This is a genomic window from Bacillus sp. DC4300-2b2 (assembly GCF_049895685.1).
In the GTDB taxonomy this organism is placed as follows: Bacteria; Bacillota; Bacilli; order Bacillales; family Bacillaceae; genus Bacillus; species Bacillus safensis.
The window spans coordinates 31,159-55,816 of sequence record NZ_JAFCSW010000007.1; the positions used below are offsets into that span (position 1 = coordinate 31,159).

A 24,658-nucleotide genomic window follows, 5' to 3' on the forward strand; every position below is an offset into this window, starting at 1 on the left:
GCATAATGAATATGTCTGTAAAAGAGCATCAAATAGATCAAAAAACGAAAATCAGTGTCAGCGGAGAAATCGATGTGTACTCCGCTCCTCAGCTAAGAGAAACGCTCATGCCTAAAGCAGAGGCGGGAGAGCATCTTGAAATCTGTCTAAAGGATGTTACGTATATGGATAGTACAGGTTTAGGTGTATTCGTTGGGCTGTTTAAAGCGGCTCAAAAAGCAGGTGGAACATTAAAGCTTGAGAACTTGTCAGAACGGCTTGTAAGGTTGTTTGAAATCACTGGATTAAAGGACATCATTGACATTTCTGCAAAGTCAGAGGGTGGGGTACAATGAACGAATCAGTAGATCTAATCGAGATGAAAATACCGGCAAAACCAGAATATGTAGGCATCATTCGTTTGACTCTTTCAGGTGTAGCGAGCCGAATGGGCTATGCCTATGAAGAGATTGAGGACTTAAAGATTGCCGTCAGTGAGGCCTGTACAAATGCAGTTCAGCATGCCTACAAAGGTGAAGACGGCGAAGATGGAGAGGTGGCTGTTCGCTTTCTTGTCTACGAGGATCGTCTAGAAATCATTGTCGCTGACAAAGGCGGTAGCTTTGACTTTAAGCAAAAACAAGAAGACTTGGGACCGTACACATCTGCTCATACGGTGGATCAATTGGCAGAAGGAGGTCTTGGTTTATACTTAATGCAAACATTGATGGATGAAGTCGAGGTGCAAGCAAACTCCGGAGTTACCGTGGCGATGACAAAGTTTTTAAACAGGGAGCGAGTTGACCATGACACAACCATCCAAAACTATGAAACTAACTAAAGATGAAGTAGACCGCCTCATCCAAAGCTATCAAACCAATCAAGACGAGCAGGCGCAGCTCACGCTGGTCGAATGCTATACAAACTTGGTTGATATGCTGGCGAAAAAATATTCTAAAGGAAAAAGCTTTCATGAGGACCTCAGACAAGTTGGAATGATTGGTTTACTTGGCGCCATTAAACGATACGACCCGCTCGTCGGTAAATCATTTGAAGCCTTTGCTATTCCAACCATCATCGGGGAAATCAAACGCTTTTTACGAGATAAGACATGGAGTGTCCATGTACCAAGGCGGATCAAAGAGCTTGGACCAAGAATCAAAATGGCAGTCGATCATTTGACAACAGAGACACAGAAATCACCTAAAGTCCAAGAAATTGCAGAATACCTGGATGTAACAGAAGAAGAAGTACTTGAAACCATGGAGATGGGCAAAAGCTATCAAGCGCTGTCTGTTGACCAAGGCGTAGAGGCTGATTCTGAAGGAAGTACTGTGACGATTTTAGACGTTGTCGGCTCACAGGAAGAAGGCTACGAACGTGTGAACCAAAAAATGATGCTTGAGAGTGTGCTTCATGTGCTGTCGGATAGAGAAAAAGAGATTATCAATCTGACTTACTTGCAAAATAAGAGTCAGAAAGAGACAGGCGATTTACTTGGCATATCTCAAATGCATGTATCGAGACTGCAGCGGAAGGCAGTGAAAAAACTGCGAGATGCATTATCAGAAGATGCGTCTATGGAGCTAGGGTAATGAAACAGATTGAACAGCATGAGCATGTAAACGCCATTATCTATCAATCGAATAAAGAAGGAAAACCATGCTGCGGGGACAGTTTTTTTATTAAAGCAGATGATGAAGAACTAATTTGTGCTGTAGCAGACGGATTAGGCAGCGGCCAGTACGCCAATGAATCATCTTCTTTAGTCAGCGAAATTGTCGAAGAATATGGACATGAGGATGTGGCAACTCTCATCGACAGATGCAATCAGGCCATGAAAAATAAACGCGGTGCCACAGTTGCGATCTTAAAGGTGAATTTTTCCCAGCAGCAATTTACCTATTGTTCGGTTGGTAATATTCGTTTTATCTTGAATGCACCTTCTGGCGACTATATTTATCCACTTCCGACATCAGGATACTTATCAGGCAAACCTAGAAAATATAAAACATACACCTATTCCTACGAAAAAGGATCGATATTCATTATGTATTCAGACGGACTGAATGTGCCAAACATGCGCATGTGTTTAAAGCATGGACATTCAGTTGAAGACATCGCCAAACAGCTTGAAACATACACACAAGACAAAAAGGACGATCTCACCTATGTACTTGGTCAGCTCACGTAAAATAGCTGACCTTTTTTCTGTTTTGCCGGTTTTTTTGATACACTAAAAGAGAAGACACAGTGAGAGGATGCAAAGTATGAAGACATCTGACTTTTTATTGAAACAAATTGCGACAGAATTAAAGCTTTCAACGAAGCAAATTGAAAGTGTGATCAAGCTTTTAGAGGATGGCAACACCGTCCCGTTTATTGCCCGTTATCGGAAAGAGCAGACAGGCTCACTGGATGAGGTGCAAATTCAAACCATTTCAGAGCGCTATACATATATCCAAAATGTCACGAATCGAAAAGAAGAAGTCATTCGCTTAATTGCTGAACAAGACAAACTAACCGATGAATTAAAACAGAAAATTGAACAAGCTCATAAACTGCAAGAGGTCGAAGATTTATACCGGCCTTTCAAACAAAAGCGCAAAACAAAGGCGAATGTAGCCAAAGCAAAAGGGCTGGAGCCGCTGGCGGAATATTTACTCACGCTGCCAAGCGATCAGATCGAGAAGAAGGCAGCTGCTTTTATGAATGAAGAAAAAGAAGTGACGAATGTAGAAGAGGCACTTGAGGGTGCACAGCACATCATTGCTGAACAGCTAGCAGATGATCCTGATATGCGAAAATGGATTCGCAGTGAAACGTACCAAAAGGGCAATCTGGTCACATCAGGAAAAGACGTCGAAAGCGATGAGAAAAACGTCTATGAAATGTATTACGATTATCAAGAGCCAATCAAAAAGATTGTCCCGCACCGTGTACTAGCGGTCAATCGTGGGGAGAAAGAGGGCATTTTAAAGGCAGCCATCGAACCACCTGCTGAAAATATTCGCTTCTATCTCGACAAACAAGTTCTAAAAGGCAAACAGACGACAGCGAGACCGTTTATTGAAGCAGCAATCGATGATGCATATAAACGTCTCATTCAGCCTTCCATCGAACGAGAAATACGAAAAGAGCTGACAGAAAAAGCAGAGGAACAAGCGATTCATATTTTTGCTGAAAACTTAAGAAAACTGCTGCTTCAGCCGCCGATGAAAGGGAAGCGTGTACTTGGAGTCGACCCCGCATTTCGGACAGGCTGTAAATTAGCCGTCGTGGATGATACGGGCAAAGTCCATCATATTGGCGTCATTTACCCGCATCCGCCCGTGCAGAAAAAAGCGGAAGCGAAACAAAAAGTCAAAGAGATCATTCAATCATCAAACATTGAAGTCATTGCGATTGGAAACGGTACAGCCTCAAGAGAGACAGAACAATTCATTGCAGACTTGATTCAAGAGCTGGATCAGCCGGTGTCCTATTTGATCGTGAATGAAGCAGGAGCAAGTGTTTACTCAGCATCTGCGCTGGCACGAGAAGAGTTTCCAGATCTGCAAGTCGAAGAACGAAGCGCCATTTCAATCGCTAGAAGATTACAAGATCCTTTAGCAGAGCTCGTGAAAATTGATCCGAAGTCTGTTGGTGTGGGCCAATACCAGCATGACGTCAGCCAGAAGCAATTAAACAGCTCGTTAACCTTTGTCGTTGAGACAGTCGTCAACCAAGTTGGTGTAAACGTCAATACAGCATCACAGGCGCTGCTGCAATATGTATCAGGCCTTTCAAAAGCCGTCGCTGGGAATATCATCAAAAGGCGCGAAGAGATTGGGAGATTCACAAGCAGAAAAGAATTGAAGGATATTCCAAGGCTCGGTGCTAAAACATATGAGCAGTGTATCGGTTTCTTGCGTATTACAGACGGACAAGATCCGCTTGACCGTACAGGCATTCACCCAGAGAGCTATAAAGAAACAAAACAGTTTTTACGCATGATCAACATGACGCCAGACGATCTTGGCACAGAGCAGTTAAAAGAGAAAATTGCTGAAGTGAAACTGGATGAAGCAGCAGAACAGCTAGATATTGGAACAATTACACTTCAAGATATCATCGATCAGCTCACAAGACCTGAGCGTGATCCGCGGGATGAAGTACCAAAACCGCTGCTCAAAACAGATGTATTGAAATTGGAAGACTTGAAGCAAGGAATGGAGCTGCAAGGAACGGTAAGAAACGTCGTAGACTTTGGCGCATTCGTTGATATTGGCGTAAAGCAGGATGGGCTTGTGCATATTTCCAAACTAAGCAATCGTTTTGTGAAGCATCCGCTTGACGTTGTATCAGTTGGTGACATTGTGACCGTCTGGGTGGACTCCGTTGACCAGGCAAAAGGCCGCGTTGCCCTCTCCATGCTGAAACCAGAGTAAACAAAAAACGAGGCGCACCTTAGGATGGGGTGTGCCTTGATGTGACTGAATGTTTTTTTCTATAGAAGTACCAGCATTGATTCAGCAATTTGATTTGATAATGATTTTTCTCATAAAATGCCTTCTGCATCTGATTTTTCAGCCAGTTGGGCATCGCCCATTCCTCCTTTGATCGAAACAGTGGGTGTATCTTCAATGTATGCATAGGGGAAATTGTCCCGTTCGAGGTTTTTATAGAAAGGAACGATCTTGATTGAACGAGAGAGAGTTACAGCAGTTAACAGAGCACATTTCCCAGCAGTTCTTTGGCAAGACATTCCGCCATCAGGCTGTTTTTAATGACCGGTTAAAAACGACAGGCGGGCGATATTTACTTGGTACACACAATATCGAACTGAACCGCCGATACCTAGAGGAGCATGGACGAGAAGAATTAATTGGGATCATCAAGCATGAGCTGTGTCATTATCATCTACATCTTGAGGGAAAGGGCTATCAGCATCGCGACCGTGATTTTAAAGCGTTATTAAAACAAGTAGGAGCCCCGCGTTTTTGTACACCGCTTAAGACCGTACAAAAGAAGCGACGTGCGGGGAAACGCCATGAATACATTTGCACAGGATGCGGCCGGTCTTTTATCAGAAAAAGACGGTTTGATACCTCTCGTTATGTATGCGGCGTCTGCAAAGGGAAATTAAAGTGGCAGCGTACAACCGATTCATTGTGATAAGCATTCCTCTATGGGGATGCTTTTTTTGTTCCATTAGATGTGTGGACATATGGAGACAAAAAGAGACGCATGTCTCATTTTGTCTCTTTTTTCATCGGTGTGATTCGGTCAAAGCCTAAATGTTCATGTATCTTCATGTTGGCACGATTTTTGCTTGTATAGAAGTGCAAGCAAAAAAGGATAGGAGGTTTTACCAAATGGAAATGGCATTGACTAAAGAAAAAGCCGTATGGATGTATCAAAAAATGCAGGAAATCCGCCAATTTGAAGACCGGGTGCACACGCTTTTTACAAAAGGAATCTTGCCGGGGTTTGTCCATCTTTATGCTGGCGAAGAAGCTGTTGCCGTAGGAGTCTGTGCTCATCTGAATGAAAAAGACAGTATTACAAGTACCCACCGCGGCCACGGCCATTGTATAGCGAAGGGCTGTGATCTAAAAGGAATGATGGCAGAAATCTATGGAAAAGCCACAGGTCTTTGTAAAGGCAAAGGCGGATCCATGCACATTGCAGATTTTGATAAAGGAATGCTTGGTGCCAACGGAATTGTTGGAGGCGGCTTTCCTCTTGCGTGCGGGGCAGCACTCACAGCCAAATATAAAAAGACCGAAAATGTAAGCGTTTGCTTTTTTGGAGATGGTGCAAACAATCAAGGGACTTTCCACGAAGGAATCAATCTCGCGGCCATCTGGAAACTGCCCGTCATTTTCATCGCAGAAAACAATGGGTACGGAGAAGCGACACCATTTTCCTATGCTTCAAGCTGCAAATCAATCGTCGATCGAGCGGCCGGTTATAACATTCCTGGGATTCAAGTAGACGGAAAAGATTTGATGGCCGTTTATCAAGCCGCAGAACAAGCAATTGAACGAGCGAAAAATGGAGAAGGTCCGACATTGATTGAATGTATGACATATCGGAATTATGGCCATTTCGAAGGAGACGCCCAGCGTTACAAAACCAATCAAGAAAAAACAGAACATCAAGAAGAGAGAGATGCGATCACTCTTTTTAAAAATGAATTGATCAAGCAGCAGCTGCTGACGAATGGAGAGCTATCAAATATTGAAACGGCAGTAACTGAAGCGATAGATGAAGCCGTTCAATTCAGTGAAGAAAGTGAATATCCAGATCAGACCGAATTATTGACCGACGTGTATGTTTCGTATCAATAAATCAGAAGGAGGAGAGGAAAATGACAAGAGAAATCAGCATGTCTAGTGCATTGAATGAAGCGATTAAGCTTGCCATGAGAAGAGACGAGGATGTCATTTTAATGGGGGAAGATGTTGCTGGCGGCGCTCATGTAGATCACTTACAGGATGATGAAGCATGGGGCGGTGTGCTCGGTGTAACGAAAGGAATCGTTCAGGAGTTTGGACGTGAGCGAGTCCTTGACACACCGATTAGTGAAGCTGGCTATGTAGGTGCGGCCATGGCAGCTGCTTCCACAGGGCTAAGGCCAATTGCAGAACTCATGTTTAATGATTTTATCGGCACCTGTCTGGACCAAGTGCTGAATCAAGGAGCAAAATTCCGATATATGTTTGGCGGAAAAGCAGAGGTACCGATCACGATCAGAACGACACATGGAGCGGGTTTTAGAGCAGCTGCTCAGCATTCGCAAAGCTTGTATGCGCTATTTACAAGCATCCCTGGATTGAAAGTAGTGGTGCCTTCTTCACCATACGATGCCAAAGGATTGCTGCTGGCAGCCATCGAGGATCAGGACCCTGTCATCTTTTTTGAAGACAAAACGCTTTACAATATCACAGGAGATGTTCCGGAGCGATATTACACGCTGCCGCTTGGTAAAGCAGATGTGAAAAGAGAAGGATCAGATGTGACCATTTTTGCAGTAGGCAAACAAGTTCATACAGCACTCGAAGCAGCAGAGCAATTAGCTGCGCAAGGAATTGAAGCCGAGGTGATTGATCCTAGAAGCTTGTCGCCGCTCGATGAAGAGGCCATTCTGACTTCAGTAGAGAAAACAAATCGGCTTGTCATTGTGGATGAAGCAAATCCAAGATGCGGAATTGCCGCAGATATTTCTTCTCTGGTTGCGGATAAAGGCTTCGATTTACTCGACGCTCCAATCAAAAAAGTGACGGCTCCTCATACACCGGTCCCATTTTCACCACCGCTTGAAGATATCTATTTGCCGACACCTGATAAGGTTGTGAACACTGTCTTAGAGATGGTTGGAAAAAGTCATGACAAGATCTTGAACTAAAGAAAGGAGAGAGGGAGATGGCTGTCGAGGTTGTGATGCCGAAATTGGGCATGTCAATGAAAGAAGGAACGGTATCTGTCTGGAATAAAGAGATCGGAGAGACCGTGAATAAAGGGGAAAGCATTGCAAGCATCAACTCTGAAAAAATTGAAATGGAGATCGAATCACCTGCAGAAGGAACCATATTGGATATAAAAGTGTCTGAGGGAGAAGGTGTACCGCCTGGCACGGTCATCTGCTATATCGGTGAAGGAAATGAACAGGTCGAGGAAAAGAAAGAAAAAGACCTGCCGCCAAAACAAAAGAAAGAGAGAATAAAAATCTCCCCTGTTGCACGTAAGATTGCTCAAAGTGCTAATTTGGATATTCATACACTAGTGGGAACAGGTCCAGATGGGAGAATCACGAAAGCGGATGTGCTTCGGGCACTTCCTGATGAAAAAGAAAAACAACATAATGAACCAACAAAGCATCAGCCAGTCAGCATGATGCGGAAAACCATTGCCTCGCGAATGATGGAAAGCCTGCAAACAAGTGCACAATTAACAATAACGATGAAAGCGGATGTGACAAAACTTACAGCATTACAGTCTGAGTTGAACGAAACAGCTGGAGCACAACACGATATGAAATTAACCATGACCGATTTTGTAGCCAAAGCAGTGATTCTTTCTCTGCAAAAGCACCCTGCAATGAACAGTCAATATCAACATGATAGAGTCGAAACTTTTGAGCATGTACATCTTGGAATCGCTGCTGCTTTAGATCACGGGCTGGCAGTACCTGTTATTCGGCATGCGGAAAAGCTTTCACTTATTGAGCTGGCGAAGAGTATCAAATCGTATGGCAAAAAAGCACGTGAAGGCAAACTTCTCCACGATGAAATTGAAGGCTCTACCTTTACAATCACTAACCTAGGTGCTTATGGTGTGGAACATTTTACCCCGATTTTGAATCCGCCGGAAGCAGGTATTCTTGGCGTTGGAAAAGCGGATCACATGCCTGTTTATCATGGGAATGAATTATGTAAAGGGACGATCCTGCCACTCAGTCTGACATTTGACCACCGCGTGCTGGACGGGGCTCCGGCATCACAATTTTTATCAACTGTTAAAGCCTATTTAGAAAAACCAGTATCCATTCTTTTATAGGAAGAAGGTGAAATGACCATGACGCTAGTCATTATAGGAGGCGGGCCAGCAGGATATGTGGCGGCAATAACAGCCGCCCGTTTTGGCAGAGAGGTTGTATTAATCGACCGAGGCCTGTTAGGAGGTACCTGCCTGAATGAAGGCTGTATCCCAACGAAAGCCCTTTTGCAAAGCGCCGATATGTACGAGCATGTGAAATCAGCTGGTCATTTTGGAATTGAGCTTCCAGAAAATGACCCTATCATTCATTGGGATGCTGTTCAAAAGCGGAAGCGGTCAGTCGTGAAGCAGCTGACTGATGGCGTTCGTTATTTGATGAATAAAAACAAAATCAGCGTGTTAAATGGGAAAGCATCATTTCTTTCAGCACATGAGCTATTGATAGAAAGTGAAGGGAAATCAGACATCATTCAAGCAAAACAAATCATTATTGCTTCAGGATCAGAACCTGCTGCTTTACCCTTCGCCCCATTTGATAGAGAGTGGATCATTGATAGTAAGGATGCGATGACGCTCCCTTCAATACCAGATTCGCTTTGTATCATTGGCGGAGGAGTGATCGGCTGTGAGTTTGCAAGCATCTTTAGCAGAATGGGATCAAAGGTTGTCATGGTTGAACAGGCAGCACACATTTTACCTGAAGAAGATCACGATACCGCTAACTGTCTTCACGATCAGCTTCAAAAAGCTGGTGTGGAGATTTTGACATCAGCAGCAGTCAAACAGCTTGATGCAATCTCAAAAAAAGTGGTGGTTGAGAAGGAACATGGAGAGCGCTGTGACATCAAGGCCAATCATTGTTTAGTCGCCATTGGCAGAAAGCCGAGGCTGGGAGAGCTGAATCTTGAGCAGGTCGGCATAGAATTTGACAGAAACGGCATCTGCGTCAATGAGCATATGCAAACCAATCTCCCGCATATCTATGCGTGCGGTGATGTGACAGGCGGTGTTCAGCTTGCTCATGCTGCTTTTCATGAAGGAACGATTGCGGCATCACATGCATCAGGTGAAGATGTAAAGGTCAATGAACAAGTGATTCCAAGGTGCATCTATACGTCTCCAGAAATCGCGAGTGTCGGTTTAAATGAAGAGAGTGCTAGAAAAAAATATGGGGAGATTCGGATAGGGAAATTCGCATTTTCTGCTAATGGAAAAGCACTAATCTTAAATCAACCAGCCGGTCACGTAAAGGTCATTGTAGAACCGCAATATCAAGAAATATTAGGTGTTTCAATTATCGGACCGCATGCAACAGAACTGATTGGACAAGCGGCGGTGATGATGCATACAGAGCTGACCGCTGATACATTAGAGCAGTTTATTGCGGCACATCCGACACTTTCAGAGGCGATACACGAAGCCTTGCTGCAAACCATTGGACGAGCGGTGCACTGCTGAAAAAGGCTTCTTTTCTATCCGATTGACTTCTAGGGTTAGCTAATGATAATTGAAAGCGCTTTTATAATTATCTATAATGGATAAAAAGCCCCCAGAGGAGAGGATGGAATGAATCCGACGCCTTGTTATTTAAATACTTGGAAACGCTTTGTTCGTGAAGGTTTACTTGATAGGTCTCGTCTGGACAAGAGAGTGATGGAGTCATGGCACAGATGTAAACAGGCAAATGTGAACCCGTATTTAGATAAAGGACAGTCGTTGTTAGAAAAGGAATTATTCAGTATTCAAAAAAAGAAGTACTCACTATTCCTAAATGCCGCTCTTCCTTACTTAAATAAAATTAGTCAGCAATTAAAAGAATCGGACATGATGGCCTTACTCATCGATGCAGATGGCTATGTGCTGAGTTTGACAGGAAGTCAAAGGACGCTGGTAGAAGCGAAAAAAATAAATTTTATGGAGGGCGCGCGCTGGACCGAAGCCGATGTGGGGACGAACGCTATTGGAACGGCACTGGTCATTGGGGAAGCTGTAGCGATCAACGGAACTGAGCATTTTTCAGTCGCTTCCCACCATTGGAGTTGTTCAGCGGCCCCTATTCGTGATGCAGACGGCACGATCATAGGAGTCATTGATATCTCCTGTATGGCGGATCAAAGGCATCCTTTTATGCTTGGGATGGCTTCAACAGTTGCATATGCTATAGAGAGAGAAATTCAGGTCCAGCAAAAAAGGAAAGAGATGGAGCTGGTCAGTCATTGTCTCCAGCAGGTAGAAGCGGACGAGCCGTATGTTGTCTGTAATGAGAAAAAGCAGATTGTTTTGGCAAGCAAACCGATTAGAGATCGATTTTCAGACTGGTACGGAATGGATGTTGAGCTGCTCATGGCTGATACATTTGTTACACGAGACAAGCGTCTCATTCAGTCAGAACAAGACGGAGAGCTGCTTGGGATGTCTTTTTCTCTTGAAGAAGCAGCGAAGAGCAATATAACCGTTTCTTTTGCTCAATTTCCCGGGGAATCTGGAACAAGTACAGTATTTCAGCAGACGCTCAGCGAATTGAAACGAGCGGCACAAACAGATGTAAATGTATATATTTGGGGAGAAACAGGTACAGGGAAAGAACTGGCCGCTCGAGCGATTCACTTAGCTAGTGAAAGAAATAAAGGACCGTTTATTGCCGTTAATTGTGGAGCCATACCAGAAAGCCTGTTAGAAAGCGAACTATTTGGTTATGCTGAAGGAGCTTTTACAGGGGCAAAACGTCATGGAGGAAAGGGGAAATTTGAACAGGCGCAGAAAGGAACGCTCTTTTTAGACGAAATTGGCGAAATCCCTTATGCGATGCAAGTGGCGCTTCTTAGGGTCATTGAAGAAAGAAAAGTCGTACCGCTCGGCGGGACACACGAAATCCCTTTGGATATTAGAATCATTACAGCGACACACCGGAATATGAACGAACTGCTGAAGGAAGGAAAAATACGTGAAGATTTGTATTACCGTCTTCATGTCTATCCAATCAACATCCCGCCGCTTAGAGAAAGAAAAGAAGACATTGTTGATTTCTATCGCTATTACCAAAAGAAACACCAATGGAATGCGACATTTCCTGAATCTTTTTTTCGTAAGCTAGAAGCGTACCACTGGCCAGGAAACATACGAGAGCTTTTTAATCTGTTTGAACATATAAGGGTACTGTTTCCTAAAGGAGGATGGATTGGTGAATCGCAATATGCGACGGTATTAGAGGCGATGAATCAGAAAAAGCTGCATCTACCAGAGTATACCGAGAATCCAAAAGAACTCACGCTAAGGGAACGCATTCAAAAGCAAACGGTGATTGAAGCACTGCACAAAACAAAAGGTCATGTGTCAGAAGCAGCGAGGCTGGCAGAGGTGCCAAGAAGCACCTTTTACAAGTGGATGCGAAAGTATAAGCTGTCATGAACTCATAGGGAGCGCAGCAGCAAGAAGGCCTTGGTCTTTCAGTTAGAGGTCGGGGTCTTTCTGTCATGACTAAACAGAAAACAAAAAGGAAGGAAGAAAGGCTTGACTGTTATATTAGTATATGTTAAATTATAAAAGCCGTCGCTAATGAGACAGGAATGAAACACTTAAAAATTCTTGACACATTTTTCTGGCATAGATATAATGAAACATGTCTTATTATTCCGCAGTAGCTCAGTGGTAGAGCTATCGGCTGTTAACCGATCGGTCGTAGGTTCGAGTCCTACCTGCGGAGCCATAATGGAGAAGTACTCAAGTGGCTGAAGAGGCGCCCCTGCTAAGGGTGTAGGTCGCGTAAGCGGCGCGAGGGTTCAAATCCCTCCTTCTCCGCCATTATTGTATGGCCCGTTGGTCAAGCGGTTAAGACACCGCCCTTTCACGGCGGTAACACGGGTTCGAATCCCGTACGGGTCATGTTTTGTTTTTTGATTCGTTGGGCTATAGCCAAGCGGTAAGGCAACGGACTTTGACTCCGTCATGCGTTGGTTCGAATCCAGCTAGCCCAGCCATTTTTTATATATGTTTTTCTGCATAGCAGATGAGCCATTAGCTCAGTTGGTAGAGCATCTGACTTTTAATCAGAGGGTCGAAGGTTCGAGTCCTTCATGGCTCACCATTGTCACGCGGGTGTGGCGGAATTGGCAGACGCGCTAGACTTAGGATCTAGTGTCTTTATGACGTGGGGGTTCAAGTCCCTTCACCCGCATTGTTTTTTCAAACAGTGCACTTATGAATATATGAGCACAGCATACACGCGGTCGTGGCGGAATGGCAGACGCGCTAGGTTGAGGGCCTAGTGGGTGAATAACCCGTGGAGGTTCAAGTCCTCTCGGCCGCATCTAAGAAACCAAAGGTTGTAGACCTTTGGTTTTTTTATTTTTATCACTTCTAAATGAATCTGTCCAAAATCTGTCCACTTATCTTAAGTAAGTGGACTTTTTTTATCAATGTTTTTATGTTGGAGAGAACAATTGGTTCACTTTGATATTTCTCGATTAATAAAAAACTTTGAGTGGAATGGTGTGCCTTTATTAATTTAAAAGTATTTAATGCCCCATGTTGAAATATGGATATACCTTATATATATAGAAACTCGTTGATGATTGCAGAGAACTTATTAATACTCGATAAACAGGTTGTTATAAAAGTAAGGTATGAATCTTATAAATCGGTCTAGTTTTGGAAATCCGAAATAATAACAAGTAAAAGTTTTATCGGTATTTAGATAACTCACTAATTCGTTGAGGTGTCTAAATTTATTGAGGTTAGAAGAGAAAATTTTAATTGAAGGTGTGTCAGTCACGATTTCATTTGGGTGATTCTTATGATGTTGTTCTGTTGTGAACTTTATAATATCGTGTTCGTTTTCATTTATAAATTGGGCTTGGCCATAATAGACACGTGGTTCAAATTTAATCTCGTTAGGTGAATCGAGAGAATAAAATAGTTCGTTTAAAGTTAGTTTCATATTTTTGTTAATTTCAAAAACTGTGTTCTGTTTATTATCTGACATAGTATTTTTTATATCAATTAGTTGAGCTAAAGATTTAACCTCTTTACTTGTATGGTAAATCTCTATGGGAGTTGTTGTTGTGTCTCTTTTGGCTAAATAATCATCATTTGATTCAAAAAATGAAGACGAATTCTGTTTGAAAACTAAAGAGAAATTAGACATATAACCACTCCTATATTCGAATTATTTCCATATCATGATTAAGAAGAATATTACATTACTTTGTAGAGTAGTGCATTTCTATTGAGTTACCTACCGGAATCCTCCGAAGAATCGAGGATATGAGTTTTTAAGGATAGTCAAAAGACTTTCCTTTTTTTGTTTCTAAAAATCGCTGTAATTAGAAAAAGTTTAGAAGGAGTGAATAGACACTCCCTCTAAACAAAAATTATCGAGGTTCAACTGTAATCTTAAAAATGACGTAGTTATCGTTTATATCATAGGCATAAACCAACGCCGTGCCAAGTGATGAGTAAGAAGATACGACACCACTAGAACTAATGCTAATAAGGTGACTGCCAGAGATGATTTCCCATCTTGTATAGCCATACAGCAATCCAACATTTGAATTTCTTAACATATGGAAATCGACTGTTCCAATTTCATTTGTAGGCTTTGCTATATTGTAACTATTTGCAGGTTCTTGGGCAGATGCATGGTTTGTTAAAGCTGGAAGAGCTAATGAAGAAATAGATAATACTGAAACAATTAATCCCTTGTAAAGTTTATTCATAATATTTCCCCCTAAGTTTGGTTTTGTTACAAATCCATCATAACATGTAAAATATTTGAAATATATGGATTGTTTGTGAAGCTGAATAGATCAATTTTAAAGAGGTGCAATTCCAAGTTAATTTTCGTGAACAAAGAGAAGGAGTAATGTATGTTGACGTATTCTATTCTGGACATGAAATTCAAAAATAATCTAAAAAAGGAGTAGTAAGAATATTTAATATGGCTCATGTTTTAAGCAAAAATAACAGAAGGACTGAGGCTAAGGTTTATGAGACAAAGGGTATTTCTTTGGCTCAAATGAATAATGATGTTGAATATATTTCGAAATTTAATATTCTTCATGGTCTATATATAAAAGAAGATAAGTTTTTGTTAGACCAGTGTTTTTGCATTCTTTAAAAGTAGGCAAATGTATGGTGATATTGAAGACTTTGCATTAGAAGCAGCTGAATACTTTAGAAGAGTTGGAAGGTTCGAAATGGCTAGTGATTATTATCATATTGTCAATCTAGCTCGAACAGAAATTAAAAAAGGAGAAATTATTTATGAAAATAAAAATGATTATCTTGACATTGATGATAGTCGGGGGCATAGGTATCTCAGGAAATTTAGCAAAAAGTGAAGATATTTATTTACAAAAAGCATTTAATAAAGAATTAAGGATCTTGGCTGAACGGGTAGGGAGTTAACCACTAAAAAAATTGAATTATTGCAGAGTCTAGACTTTATTTGTCTAGACTCTTTTTTTATTTGGAAGGAAAGTGTATTATTATGGAATTAAATGAATGGGAGAAAAAAATATGAGACATGTCAACCTAATGTCAATTGCCTGTGCAAAAGCAGATTTTGAAGATGATCATTTTCTTGATCTGTATTTAAAAAATTTCGGTATTGAATTAAAATCTGTTAAAGAAACTGAATGGTCATCTATACAAAAATTAATCAAGTGTTTAGTTAGTAAAAATACAGCAATAAATAACTTTGAAAACTTTTTTTGGGGTTATACAATTCCTCAAATAAGTAAAGAGTTTGATTTATTGAGAATTAATAGTCAGACTATAATTAACATAGAATTGAAGAGTACTAATACCGGAAGTAAAATGTTAAAACAACTAATAGAAAATAAATATTATCTTGAATTCTTGAAACGAGAAGAAGTTATTAACTATACATTTGTAGCAGATGAGGAAAAGTTATATAAGTTAAATCACGAACACGAATTAGAAGAAGTGACTATAGACGATCTTAGATTAAACTTGGGATCTCAAAATGGAGAATTCTTCAATGAGGATATTAATGGTTTGTTTAATCCAAGTAACTATTTGGTATCACCTTTTAATTCAACAAAAGAGTTTCTTAATAATAATTATTTTTTAACAGACCATCAAATAAATATAAAAAAACAAATAATTGACTATATATTTAATACGTCCTATAAATATTTTTCAATTCAAGGAGGAGCAGGTACAGGTAAAACACTTTTAGCTTATGACATTATAAAAGATTTAAGAGAGAAAGATAATTCAGTTCTAATTTTTCATTGTGGTGTTATAAACGAAGGCCACGAAAAGTTACAAGCTGAAGGTTGGAATGTTGCTCCTATAAAGGATTTAGCTACTTATAATTTAAATGATTATAAAGTAATTCTATTGGATGAAGTTCAAAGGATATACTTGCACCAATTTAAAGAGATTATTGAGTTTATTAATAAGGAAGGTTCGACTAGTAAGGTCATTTTTTCGTTTGACAAAAAACAGTGTTTAGCTGGTTTTGAAATTGATAGAGATATCCCGAGTCATATTGATAAATTAGTAAACAAAAAAACTTCATTTAAACTTACTACAAAAATAAGAACCAATAAAGAATTAGCTTCTTTTATACAAAGTTTGTTTGATCAATCCTCTGCTGTTGAGGTTGAATACTCAAACATAGATATACAATATTTTTCGAAAGTGGAATTGGCGAAAAAATACTTGACCTATTTATCTAGAGATACAGACTGGAAAGTCATAAATTTTACTGAATCTAGTAGAACAGTGTATCCATATGATGAATATTTGTTAAGAAATATACCGAATTCACATAAAGTTGTTGGTCAGGAATTTGATAATGTTGTTGCCGTTATTGATGAATATTTTTATTATAATGATAGGGGGCATCTAGACACAAAGGGTTGGGCATCCAAGCCTTATTATCACCCGACTAAAATGTTATATCAAAATGTTTCAAGGGCAAGAAAAAAGTTGAAACTAATTATTATAAAGAACGAAGAAGTCTTAAATTATTGTTTGGAGACATTAAGTAAAAATTAAGAATCAATCAATTATATTAGAATATAAAATTTGTTAAGGTGAAATTGCCCATCTATTGTCCATATTCTAATGGAAATAGTAAGTGTTTATATAAAAAGTGTATTCTTTTTGTAATATAATCAACTTTTCGTAAGAGGTATTTCATTTTTTCTAGGTTGAGGGCCTAGTGGGTGAATAACCCGTGGAGGTTCAAGTCCTCTCGGCTGTATCCCAATAATACCAAGGATTTAACCATCTTTGGTATTATTTTTTTATGTAGAACATAAGGTCATGAGAGAAGACTCTCTCGCAAAATGGTATTACTGTAGCATTGGTTAAAATTACTTTTTTTCGTCATAAGTACTTGCTTCAACAACAACCAGTTAAAAATACAGTTGCCAGTTCAAAATCTTCTCTTGCATTTGATAATAAGTATGGGTAATAACATTTCTAAATGATTAATTTCGATCCCGTTTGAAAAGATGGTAGCTTAAATTTTGGTTATTATTGGTTGTTGATAATTCTTTACTTATCGTTCTAAAAAGGGTATGATTTAATCACGGTTTGATATTCATGTGTTTATTTTAGAACGTTCATTCTATAATGGATTATGACGTTTGTTTTTGTTAGTATTGGTTCATTGATTTTTTTAAGGAGAATTAAAATGGCTAGAAGTAAAGAGTTCGACGAAAAAGAAGTATTAAGAAAAGCCATGAAGCTTTTCTGGGAACAGGGCTATGAAAAAACATCCATGCAAGATTTAGTGGATCATATGGGGATACACCGCAGGAGTATATATGACACATTTGGTGACAAGCGTTCATTGTTTTTAGCTTCCCTTAATTATTATGAAGAGCTCATCGTCAATGAAATGGAAAGTATCATTAGCAACACTTCATCCTTTAAACAGGCGATACGTGATGTTTTTATTTTTGTACTGAATGCCGTTGAACAATACCCAAAAGGTTGTCTATCAGTAAATGCAGCCATTGAATTATCTTTGTTGGACAAAGAAATTGGGCGCATCGTTACAAAAATGTTTTACCGTACTGAAGATATGTTTAGTAACCTTATAAAACGAGGCCAAACTAGTGGAGAGATATCAAAAGAAATCGATTCTCAGAACATATCTCGTTTTTTACACAACAATTTGGTAGGTATAAGAGTACTTATAAAAACTAATTACAGTAAAAAAGAATTAGAAGGCATCATTACTCTAGCACTTTCAGTGTTGGACTAGCTTTCTTTTTCCACTCATTTTAGAACGATCATTCTAAATTATCATGAAACAAACCATCATATTCTAAGGAGGAACACAAAATGACAAAATTTAATATACCATCAGAATCAGAATTTGTTGAAATAGATGGAACTCGTTACGCATATAGAAAATTTGGTACACAAGATGGTATACCACTAGTATTTCTTGTTCACTTTAGAGGAACGATGGAAAACTGGGATCCAGACATGCTTGAACCTATTGCAAATAAACGCCCAGTAATCTTATTTGACAATAAAGGGGTTGGTGAGACAGATGGACTAACGCCTACTACAATTGCTGATATGGCAAAAGATACAGCAACATTTATAAAAGCTCTTGGATTGGAACAAGTTGATATTCTTGGTTTTTCCATTGGTGGCATGGTTGCACAAGAGCTAGCTTTACAAGAAGGAGATTTAGTAAGAAAAATGATTTTGGCAGGTACTTCGCCTGAATCTGGTATTAATCCAAATCCAGAGATTTTTGAAAGAATGAATCGTCACGGCGGAACGGAAGAAGATGGAATAAATGATTTTATGTTCTTTTTCTACGCACAAACCGAAACAAGTAAATCTGCAGGAATGGCTTCACTACAAAGAATTTTTAATCAGAAAAAAGTAAACAGTTCAGAACAAGTAAAAGAGGCACAATTACAAGCCATTGCAAAATGGGCTAAACAAAAATCTAATCATGATTATGAATGGTTACAAAACATCAAACACCCTGTACTTGTTACTAATGGTGTTAATGATGTAATGGTACCGACTAAAAACAGTTACATCTTAGCAGAGAAATTACCCAAAGCACAGCTGATTATATATCCTGATTCTGGTCACGGGCATCTGTTTCAATTTCCAGAACTATTTGCAGAACACGTAAATTTATTTCTTGATTCTAATTCTTATTAAAAAGGGGGATTCATATGAGCAGATTATTTGAAAAAGTTCGTATTGGAAACATTGAATTAAAAAACCGTATAGGTATGGCTCCGATGACTAGAAATAGAGCTTTACCAGATGGTACGCCGAGCGATTTAGTAGCTGAGTACTATGGTCAGCGTGCTTCAGTCGGTTTAATTATAAGCGAAGGAACCCAACCTTCAGATGATGGGCAAGGTTACACGAATACACCTGGTATTTATACAGAAAATCATATTAGAGGGTGGAAAAAAGTAACTTCTAAAGTTCATAGTGAAGGCGGTCATATTTTTATTCAGCTTATGCATGTGGGACGTGTATCACACCCTGATAACACACCTCACCACCGCCAAGCAGTTGCACCGTCAGCTATTGCACCTGGTGTAGAAATTTTCACGGCAGATGGAATGAAAGAAATTCCAACACCAAGAGAACTAAGTGAGCTTGAGATAAAAGATGTTATCAAAGAGTTTCGTGTAGCAGCACGTTCAGCAATTGAAGCAGGTGCAGACGGAGTTGAAATTCACGGAGCGAATGGTTATTTGATCCAACAATTCCTTAGTGAAAACTCCAATCATCGTCAAGATGCATACGGTGGTACGATTGAGGGGCGTTCTCGTTTCGCAATTGAAGTAGCTAAAGCAGTTATTGATGAAATAGGAGCAGAAAGAACAGGTATTCGTTTTTCTCCTCAAGGAACACTGCAAGGAATTGATGAGGGGGAAAATAGTCTTGAGATGTATCGCTATTTAATAAGTGAATTAAATAAGCTTAACCTAGCATATCTGCATTTAATGCACTTTGGAAACGAGCAATTCCTCAAAGATGTACGTCAACTTTGGGATCAATCACTTCTTGTTAACCGTCCAGGTCGTCCTCTAGATCAACTTTCGTCTGATGTAGATAATGGTATTGCAGATGTTGTCACAGTAGGCACTTGGGTACTAGCTAATCCAGACTTTGTAGAACGGATTAAATCAGGTGCTCCCCTAAACGAATCTGATAAAAACACGCTCTATGCAGGAGGAAAAGAAGGTTATACAGATTATCCTTTCTTAAAATAATTGATTTAATATGACTATCCCATCTAGGGAAGGGATAGTCATATCCTTTTTTCTTAGGTTCTTTATAAAAGATACATGTGCGTTAAAAAATATAGAGAATTTTAATAAGCTTTAGCGATAGCAGACTATGGTAAAAATTAAACTAAAAATGGAGATTTGCTATAAAATGAAAAAAACTGTTCTTATCACCGGAGTATCTGGTGGGATTGGAAAAGAGTTGGCAGATCGTTTTGCCAAGGGAGGATATAATTTAGTACTGGTGGCGCGTAGCGAGGGTAAGCTTTTTGAACTTGCAAAAGAATATCGTAAAAGGTATGGCAGTCAAGCGGCGGTCATCGCCAAGGATGTGGCGTCACCCGGCGTGCCGGCGGAGATTTTTGCTGAGCTCAAGGAGAAGGGGATCGTTGTCGACTATCTTGTCAATAATGCCGGCTTCGGTTTGTACGGGACATTCTTGGAGACGCAGTTAGAACAAGAGACGAATATGATTGACGTCAATATCAAGGCTTTGACTGTGATGACGAAACTGTTCTTACCGGATATGGTCAAACGGGGCCAAGGAGGCGTTATGAATGTGGCTTCGTTGGTGGCTTTTTTCCCGGGACCTATGATGTCGGTTTACTACGCAACGAAGGCGTACGTGCTGTCGTTCACCGAGGCTTTGGAGAACGAGTTGAGCGGCACAGGAGTGACTGTGACGGCTCTATGTCCGGGACTTACGTCAACCGGCTTCGTTGATCGTTCGGGTATTGGTGAATCGAAGTTGTTCCAGAGTGGTACTATCATGGAGGCCGGGCAGGTGGCTGAGGAAGGGTACCGAGGCTTCTTACGCGGCAAGACATTCATAATACCAGGTGCTCGTAACCGATTCATGGCATTCCTTCCGCGGTTGATGCCACGCAAAATGGTAACCCGTATGGTCAGATCCACACAGCAAAGAACAGGGCATTGACCTAATTGAGGGTGACTTGGAGTGGGGGTGTTTTATGATCTGCCATTCTAGCCAAAACCCAGAAATGGAATAAATGGTTGTTGGGAAAATTGCAGAGACTTTTATAAAGACAGAAACCTAGAAATACGTGTTGTGTCATATCGATTAATGAATTAAAAATATGATTTTGAGGAGAGAATGATATGAAGTATACAGTTATTACAGGAGCAAGCTCAGGTATTGGATATGAAACAGCATTAGCATTTGCTGCTCGTGGCAAAAATCTAATTATTGTGGCTAGAAGATTAGATAAATTGGAAGAGCTTAAATCAAAAATTCAGAACATCCATTCAGATGTAGATGTGATCATTCGTACAAGTGATTTATCTGACACAGCCAACTCATATAAACTTTATGAGAATTTAAAGGAATATCAAGTTGAGACGTGGATTAACAATGCTGGTCTTGGTGAATCTTCTTCTGTATCGGATCAGAGTTTAGAAAAAGTAGAGTCCATGTTACGTCTTAATATCGAGTCATTGACAATCCTTTCTACACTTTTTGTGCGTGATTATTCTCATGTAGAGGGAACTCAATTAATTAACGTATCTTCTGCACTTGGATATGCAACTTATATTGGTGGTATTACCTATTCTGCATCTAAATATTTTGTAAGTGCATTTACAGAAGGGCTTGCAAAAGAACTAGAGCTTAAAAGTGCAAAAATGAAGGCGAAAGTATTAGCACCAGCAGTGACAGAAACAGAATTTGAGAAAACTGCTCAGGGTGTAGATGAATTTGATTACAAAAACTTTATCCCTATGTTTCATACAGCTAAGCAAATGGCTGGTTTTATGCTGGAACTTTATGATAACGATAAAGTCGTAGGTATTGTAGATGAGAGCTATAATTTCAACTTAAGAAATCAAATCTACCCAATACTAGGAGTTTAGTGTCTTAACAATACATGTGAAAAACGAAGTAACCGATTAGAATGATAAACAAAGATTTTGCAGTATCGATTTCAACCATTTAAGAATGATCGTTCTTAAAAGGGGGTTGTCAGATGAAAAAGGTAATTTTGTAAGTATTTAAGGTTTAGGTGATGGATTGATCCTAATAAAAGTTTCCCTCCACCTAAACGATTAAACATTTTAAATGATAAAAGCAACTCTATGAAAGGGTGTTAATGAAAAATGAAAACACTCATGAAAGCAGCTCAGATCACTAAGTACTCAAAAAATCTCCATGCACAAATCAATGACATTTCAATTCCAGAGATCGCTGACAATGAAGTCTTAGTAAATGTCAAAGCTGCGGCGGTCAATCCACTTGAAATGTTAATAATGACAGGAAGCGTCAAACTCATTCAAGATGGAGAATTCCCATTAACGCTGGGTAATGAATTGGCAGGAGTGATCGAAAAAGTCGGGAAAGCTGTGACAGAATTTCACGTAGGAGATGTCATCTATACACGTCTCCCTATAGAAAAGATTGGCGCCTTTGCAGAATATGCTGCAATTGACGCTGGTTCTATTGCCCTCATGCCGAAAAATTTAACCTATGTGGAAGCTGCTGCAGCACCACTTGCTGGACTCACAGCGTATCAAGGCTTACATGAAGAGCTTGAGGCACAATCTGGAGAAACTGTTTTCATTCCAGGCGGATCAGGGAGTTTTGGGCAAATGGCTGTACCAATCGCAAAAGCAATGGGCTTACACGTCATTGTTAGCGGCAGTGCAGAGGCGCGCGAACGCACCTTGGAAATGGGTTCATCTCAATATTTGGATTATAGAACCGAAGACTATGTTGAATTGTTGTCGAATGTGGATTACGTGATTGATACATTGGGACCTAAAGAATTTGACCGTGAATTGAGTATAATCAAACCGGGTGGAAGGTTACTCTCACTTCGGACAGGTCCAAATAAACAATTCGGGAAAGATCGAAATTTCCCACGGTGGAAACAAATATTATTTGCCCTTGCTGGTGCAAAGTATGACCGCAAAGCCAAAAAACAAAACGTGGAATATCGTTTTATCTTCGTTCGTTCTGACGGTGAACAACTGAAAGAGGTGGCAAAAATTATTGAAGAAAACAATATTGTGCCAGCAGTTCATCCAACCATATTCACCATAGAAAGCGTAAATGAAGCGCTAAAACTAGTCGCAAATGGACGGCCGAAAGGGAAAGTGATTGTTCGTTTTTAAAAGGGAAATGAAGTGTAAAGAATTTTGAACGCAATTATAAAGTGAATAGATTAAAAAGCTAAGCATTTGGAGTGAAGTGTCATCAGAAGCACTCGCATCAAGTGCTTAGTTTAATCTATCTTTTCATAGTAAGTGTCATACACTTCTTGATATTGACTTTTTAAATTGTATATTAGATGTTGGTCATTAGAGATGATGTCCATCACATCCCCACTAACATATATAAGGTAGTTGCCATAATAAATAATGATATATGCTGAATTCATTAATGGTCTCTTTTTGGTTTAGTGTTTCGTTTAATATCTCTTTTAGTAAACGTAATTTCCCATGTTCAAAGAGTTCAACTCCGAATCGAATTCAATTCTGAAGATACTTGAAAAAATGGGGTGACAGTATTTTTCGTAAAATTTATATGCCTAACTATATTTGTGTTACCATAGCATGCGTGGTGCTCTTTTAAATCCTAAATTGCAATTATTTCCGATTCATGCTACAATAAGAATAATTATTTTTGTTCGGCGTAAAGGATAGCATGAAGAAAGACTTTTCGTCTTGAGGATACTTTGGGCAAGGATAGTATAATACATTGTGTGGTATACGCACGAGGAGGCAACAAACATGGAACAAGGTACAGTAAAATGGTTTAACGCAGAAAAAGGTTTTGGATTTATCGAACGTGAAGAAGGCGACGATGTATTCGTACATTTCTCAGCTATCCAAGGTGACGGATTCAAATCTTTAGACGAAGGTCAAAAAGTAACATTTGACGTAGAGCAAGGTTCTCGTGGAGCTCAAGCTGCTAACGTTCAAAAAACTGCTTAATCTTCATTCTTTTAAAACAGGTTCTCTGTAGAGAGCCTGTTTTTTTATGCTTTCACGTATTTTTTCAATAAAAAACCCTACTCAGCGTACAAGTAGGGAGATGTTACAAGGTAATCGTAAAAAAATTCATGCTTCAAAGGTTTATCAACAGTATAGCATATTGGATTTACAATATGCGGAATTTGCCTAAATAAATTCTTTTTTTTAATAAATTGCAGGGTGGAAATGTTCGTAGAGAACATGTATTCAAAAATGGTGAGCGTGGAAGAGGTTCTTAACAGAAACTTTTGATTTGCTTTTCTGTAATCCCTTTGATGACTTCTAATTCACTAAGCAAAAACTCATGGGCGTCATCCAGCATTTTCTTTTCACTTGCATTGAGTGCTTTCTCTTTCTTCATACGCATCAGATCACGTACAACTTCAGCACCTTCTTGGATGTTACCCGTTTTTATTTTGTTTGTGTTAATTGTATGCCGTTCTTTCCATGTCAGTAATTGATCTGATTTGCCATGCTGGAAAATGTGCATCACATTGTTTAATGCCAGTATATCTGTAACAGGTCTAATACGTGAACCCGACATTTTCCGTGTCGGAATCATCACTTTCATATGACTGATTGACATTTTAATCACATAATACTGTTGTTTTTCATCAGAGAATTCTTTTTCTTCTATGGCTTCAATTATACCTGCTCCGTGCATTGGATAAACAATGTTATCACCAATTTGAAACATATCATCCACCTCCATATAATGTATCTACTTTAAGGGTACCACACTTAGGGGTTAAATAATCAAATTTTTAATAATAACATGTTTATTTATTTGTTGTCAATAAATTTAGTTCTAAAAAAAGAGAGATTATTTTGAAAAAATTTTAGATGTGATTATTTTTTATTCTCCATCATTTTTGAACATATCCTCGCAATAAGGAAAGCAGGATATCCACAGAACACCTCTAACATTTCAGCTTTTATATCCA

At 39.6% G+C, this 24,658-nt stretch carries 24 protein-coding genes, 7 tRNA genes and 1 pseudogene; 28 read left to right on the forward strand and 4 right to left on the reverse strand.

What is annotated here, in order from left to right; genetic code table 11:
* Nucleotides 1–5 precede the first annotated feature (5 nt).
* The 5 genes from ACP69X_RS17610 (at nt 6) to ACP69X_RS17630 (ending at nt 4,409) form a co-directional block, all read left to right on the forward strand.
* Entirely contained in the window at nt 6–335 is a 330-nt protein-coding gene (locus ACP69X_RS17610) for an anti-sigma factor antagonist (protein ID WP_017358393.1), read from the forward strand.
* A complete protein-coding gene (rsbW, locus tag ACP69X_RS17615; protein WP_024425393.1) occupies nt 332–820 on the forward strand; it encodes an anti-sigma B factor RsbW in 489 nt (162 codons plus the stop codon). Before ACP69X_RS17610 ends, rsbW begins: the two co-directional genes overlap by 4 nt.
* Nucleotides 786–1,574 carry an RNA polymerase sigma factor SigB gene (gene sigB / locus ACP69X_RS17620; protein WP_024427378.1) on the forward strand — a complete coding sequence of 263 codons (789 nt, stop codon included), beginning with the start codon at nt 786–788 and terminating at the stop codon, nt 1,572–1,574. The genes rsbW and sigB overlap by 35 nt, the downstream gene beginning before the upstream one ends.
* Nucleotides 1,574–2,173 carry a PP2C family serine/threonine-protein phosphatase gene (locus tag ACP69X_RS17625; RefSeq protein WP_041089211.1) on the forward strand — a complete coding sequence of 200 codons (600 nt, stop codon included), beginning with the start codon at nt 1,574–1,576 and terminating at the stop codon, nt 2,171–2,173. Before sigB ends, ACP69X_RS17625 begins: the two co-directional genes overlap by 1 nt.
* Nucleotides 2,174–2,249: 76 nt before the next feature.
* Nucleotides 2,250–4,409 (forward strand): Tex family protein, encoded by a 2,160-nt coding sequence (locus tag ACP69X_RS17630; RefSeq protein ID WP_411264482.1) that lies wholly within the window; start codon nt 2,250–2,252, stop codon nt 4,407–4,409.
* Between the two features lie 19 nt (nt 4,410–4,428).
* Here the strand turns inward: ACP69X_RS17630 and cmpA are convergent, their stop codons facing one another.
* Nucleotides 4,429–4,563, reverse strand: coding sequence for a cortex morphogenetic protein CmpA (cmpA, locus tag ACP69X_RS17635; protein WP_008346893.1), 135 nt, complete (start codon nt 4,561–4,563; stop codon nt 4,429–4,431).
* Between the two features lie 99 nt (nt 4,564–4,662).
* Between cmpA and ACP69X_RS17640 the strand changes: the two genes are divergently transcribed.
* The 14 genes and pseudogenes from ACP69X_RS17640 to ACP69X_RS17705 all read left to right on the forward strand — a co-directional run.
* A complete protein-coding gene (locus ACP69X_RS17640; protein ID WP_426052925.1) occupies nt 4,663–5,136 on the forward strand; it encodes a SprT family protein in 474 nt (157 codons plus the stop codon).
* 200 nt (nt 5,137–5,336) lie between these two features.
* Nucleotides 5,337–6,314, forward strand: coding sequence for a thiamine pyrophosphate-dependent dehydrogenase E1 component subunit alpha (locus ACP69X_RS17645; RefSeq protein WP_041089217.1), 978 nt, complete (start codon nt 5,337–5,339; stop codon nt 6,312–6,314).
* A gap of 20 nt (nt 6,315–6,334) precedes the next feature.
* Nucleotides 6,335–7,372 (forward strand): alpha-ketoacid dehydrogenase subunit beta, encoded by a 1,038-nt coding sequence (locus tag ACP69X_RS17650; RefSeq protein ID WP_008346887.1) that lies wholly within the window; start codon nt 6,335–6,337, stop codon nt 7,370–7,372.
* Nucleotides 7,373–7,389: 17 nt separating this feature from the next.
* Complete coding sequence (locus ACP69X_RS17655; RefSeq protein ID WP_338527761.1) at nt 7,390–8,523, forward strand: dihydrolipoamide acetyltransferase family protein; 1,134 nt, start codon at nt 7,390–7,392, stop codon at nt 8,521–8,523.
* 18 nt (nt 8,524–8,541) lie between these two features.
* A complete protein-coding gene (gene lpdA / locus ACP69X_RS17660) occupies nt 8,542–9,921 on the forward strand; it encodes a dihydrolipoyl dehydrogenase (RefSeq protein ID WP_426052946.1) in 1,380 nt (459 codons plus the stop codon).
* A 108-nt stretch (nt 9,922–10,029) separates the two neighbouring features.
* The gene (locus tag ACP69X_RS17665; protein ID WP_426052926.1) at nt 10,030–11,871 is read left to right on the forward strand and encodes a sigma-54-dependent Fis family transcriptional regulator; all 1,842 of its coding nucleotides are present in this window, start codon (nt 10,030–10,032) and stop codon (nt 11,869–11,871) included.
* 223 nt (nt 11,872–12,094) lie between these two features.
* A tRNA-Asn gene (locus tag ACP69X_RS17670) sits at nt 12,095–12,169 on the forward strand.
* A 4-nt stretch (nt 12,170–12,173) separates the two neighbouring features.
* Nucleotides 12,174–12,264, forward strand: a tRNA-Ser gene (locus ACP69X_RS17675).
* A 9-nt stretch (nt 12,265–12,273) separates the two neighbouring features.
* Nucleotides 12,274–12,345: transfer RNA gene (locus ACP69X_RS17680), tRNA-Glu, on the forward strand.
* Nucleotides 12,346–12,365: 20 nt separating this feature from the next.
* Nucleotides 12,366–12,440, forward strand: a tRNA-Gln gene (locus tag ACP69X_RS17685).
* Between the two features lie 31 nt (nt 12,441–12,471).
* Nucleotides 12,472–12,547, forward strand: a tRNA-Lys gene (locus ACP69X_RS17690).
* Between the two features lie 7 nt (nt 12,548–12,554).
* Nucleotides 12,555–12,637, forward strand: a tRNA-Leu gene (locus ACP69X_RS17695).
* Between the two features lie 48 nt (nt 12,638–12,685).
* A tRNA-Leu gene (locus ACP69X_RS17700) sits at nt 12,686–12,769 on the forward strand.
* Nucleotides 12,770–12,872: 103 nt separating this feature from the next.
* Nucleotides 12,873–12,968: pseudogene (locus ACP69X_RS17705) on the forward strand (hypothetical protein); the annotation flags it as partial.
* An 80-nt stretch (nt 12,969–13,048) separates the two neighbouring features.
* On the opposite strand, the gene ACP69X_RS17710 reads toward ACP69X_RS17705, so the two are convergent.
* Nucleotides 13,049–13,606 (reverse strand): hypothetical protein, encoded by a 558-nt coding sequence (locus tag ACP69X_RS17710; protein WP_426052927.1) that lies wholly within the window; start codon nt 13,604–13,606, stop codon nt 13,049–13,051.
* A gap of 226 nt (nt 13,607–13,832) precedes the next feature.
* A complete protein-coding gene (locus ACP69X_RS17715; RefSeq protein WP_426052928.1) occupies nt 13,833–14,177 on the reverse strand; it encodes a hypothetical protein in 345 nt (114 codons plus the stop codon).
* Between the two features lie 547 nt (nt 14,178–14,724).
* Here ACP69X_RS17715 and ACP69X_RS17720 point away from each other — a divergent pair.
* From ACP69X_RS17720 to ACP69X_RS17760, 9 genes are all read left to right on the forward strand, one after another.
* The gene (locus ACP69X_RS17720; RefSeq protein ID WP_426052929.1) at nt 14,725–14,868 is read left to right on the forward strand and encodes a hypothetical protein; all 144 of its coding nucleotides are present in this window, start codon (nt 14,725–14,727) and stop codon (nt 14,866–14,868) included.
* A gap of 96 nt (nt 14,869–14,964) precedes the next feature.
* The gene (locus ACP69X_RS17725; protein WP_426052930.1) at nt 14,965–16,491 is read left to right on the forward strand and encodes an ATP-binding protein; all 1,527 of its coding nucleotides are present in this window, start codon (nt 14,965–14,967) and stop codon (nt 16,489–16,491) included.
* Nucleotides 16,492–17,134: 643 nt separating this feature from the next.
* Entirely contained in the window at nt 17,135–17,710 is a 576-nt protein-coding gene (locus ACP69X_RS17730) for a TetR/AcrR family transcriptional regulator (protein ID WP_248351592.1), read from the forward strand.
* Nucleotides 17,711–17,790: 80 nt separating this feature from the next.
* Nucleotides 17,791–18,639 carry an alpha/beta fold hydrolase gene (locus tag ACP69X_RS17735; protein ID WP_426052931.1) on the forward strand — a complete coding sequence of 283 codons (849 nt, stop codon included), beginning with the start codon at nt 17,791–17,793 and terminating at the stop codon, nt 18,637–18,639.
* Between the two features lie 14 nt (nt 18,640–18,653).
* Nucleotides 18,654–19,712 carry an alkene reductase gene (locus ACP69X_RS17740; RefSeq protein ID WP_426052932.1) on the forward strand — a complete coding sequence of 353 codons (1,059 nt, stop codon included), beginning with the start codon at nt 18,654–18,656 and terminating at the stop codon, nt 19,710–19,712.
* Nucleotides 19,713–19,878: 166 nt separating this feature from the next.
* Nucleotides 19,879–20,664 (forward strand): SDR family NAD(P)-dependent oxidoreductase, encoded by a 786-nt coding sequence (locus tag ACP69X_RS17745; protein ID WP_426052933.1) that lies wholly within the window; start codon nt 19,879–19,881, stop codon nt 20,662–20,664.
* A gap of 182 nt (nt 20,665–20,846) precedes the next feature.
* Nucleotides 20,847–21,596 (forward strand): SDR family NAD(P)-dependent oxidoreductase, encoded by a 750-nt coding sequence (locus tag ACP69X_RS17750; RefSeq protein WP_248351596.1) that lies wholly within the window; start codon nt 20,847–20,849, stop codon nt 21,594–21,596.
* A 243-nt stretch (nt 21,597–21,839) separates the two neighbouring features.
* Complete coding sequence (locus tag ACP69X_RS17755) at nt 21,840–22,853, forward strand: NADP-dependent oxidoreductase (protein WP_248351597.1); 1,014 nt, start codon at nt 21,840–21,842, stop codon at nt 22,851–22,853.
* A 618-nt stretch (nt 22,854–23,471) separates the two neighbouring features.
* Entirely contained in the window at nt 23,472–23,675 is a 204-nt protein-coding gene (locus tag ACP69X_RS17760) for a cold-shock protein (protein ID WP_003214229.1), read from the forward strand.
* A 274-nt stretch (nt 23,676–23,949) separates the two neighbouring features.
* Here the strand turns inward: ACP69X_RS17760 and ACP69X_RS17765 are convergent, their stop codons facing one another.
* Nucleotides 23,950–24,411, reverse strand: a complete 462-nt coding sequence (locus tag ACP69X_RS17765) for a CarD family transcriptional regulator (protein WP_248351598.1) — start codon at nt 24,409–24,411, stop codon at nt 23,950–23,952.
* Nucleotides 24,412–24,658: the final 247 nt, after the last annotated feature.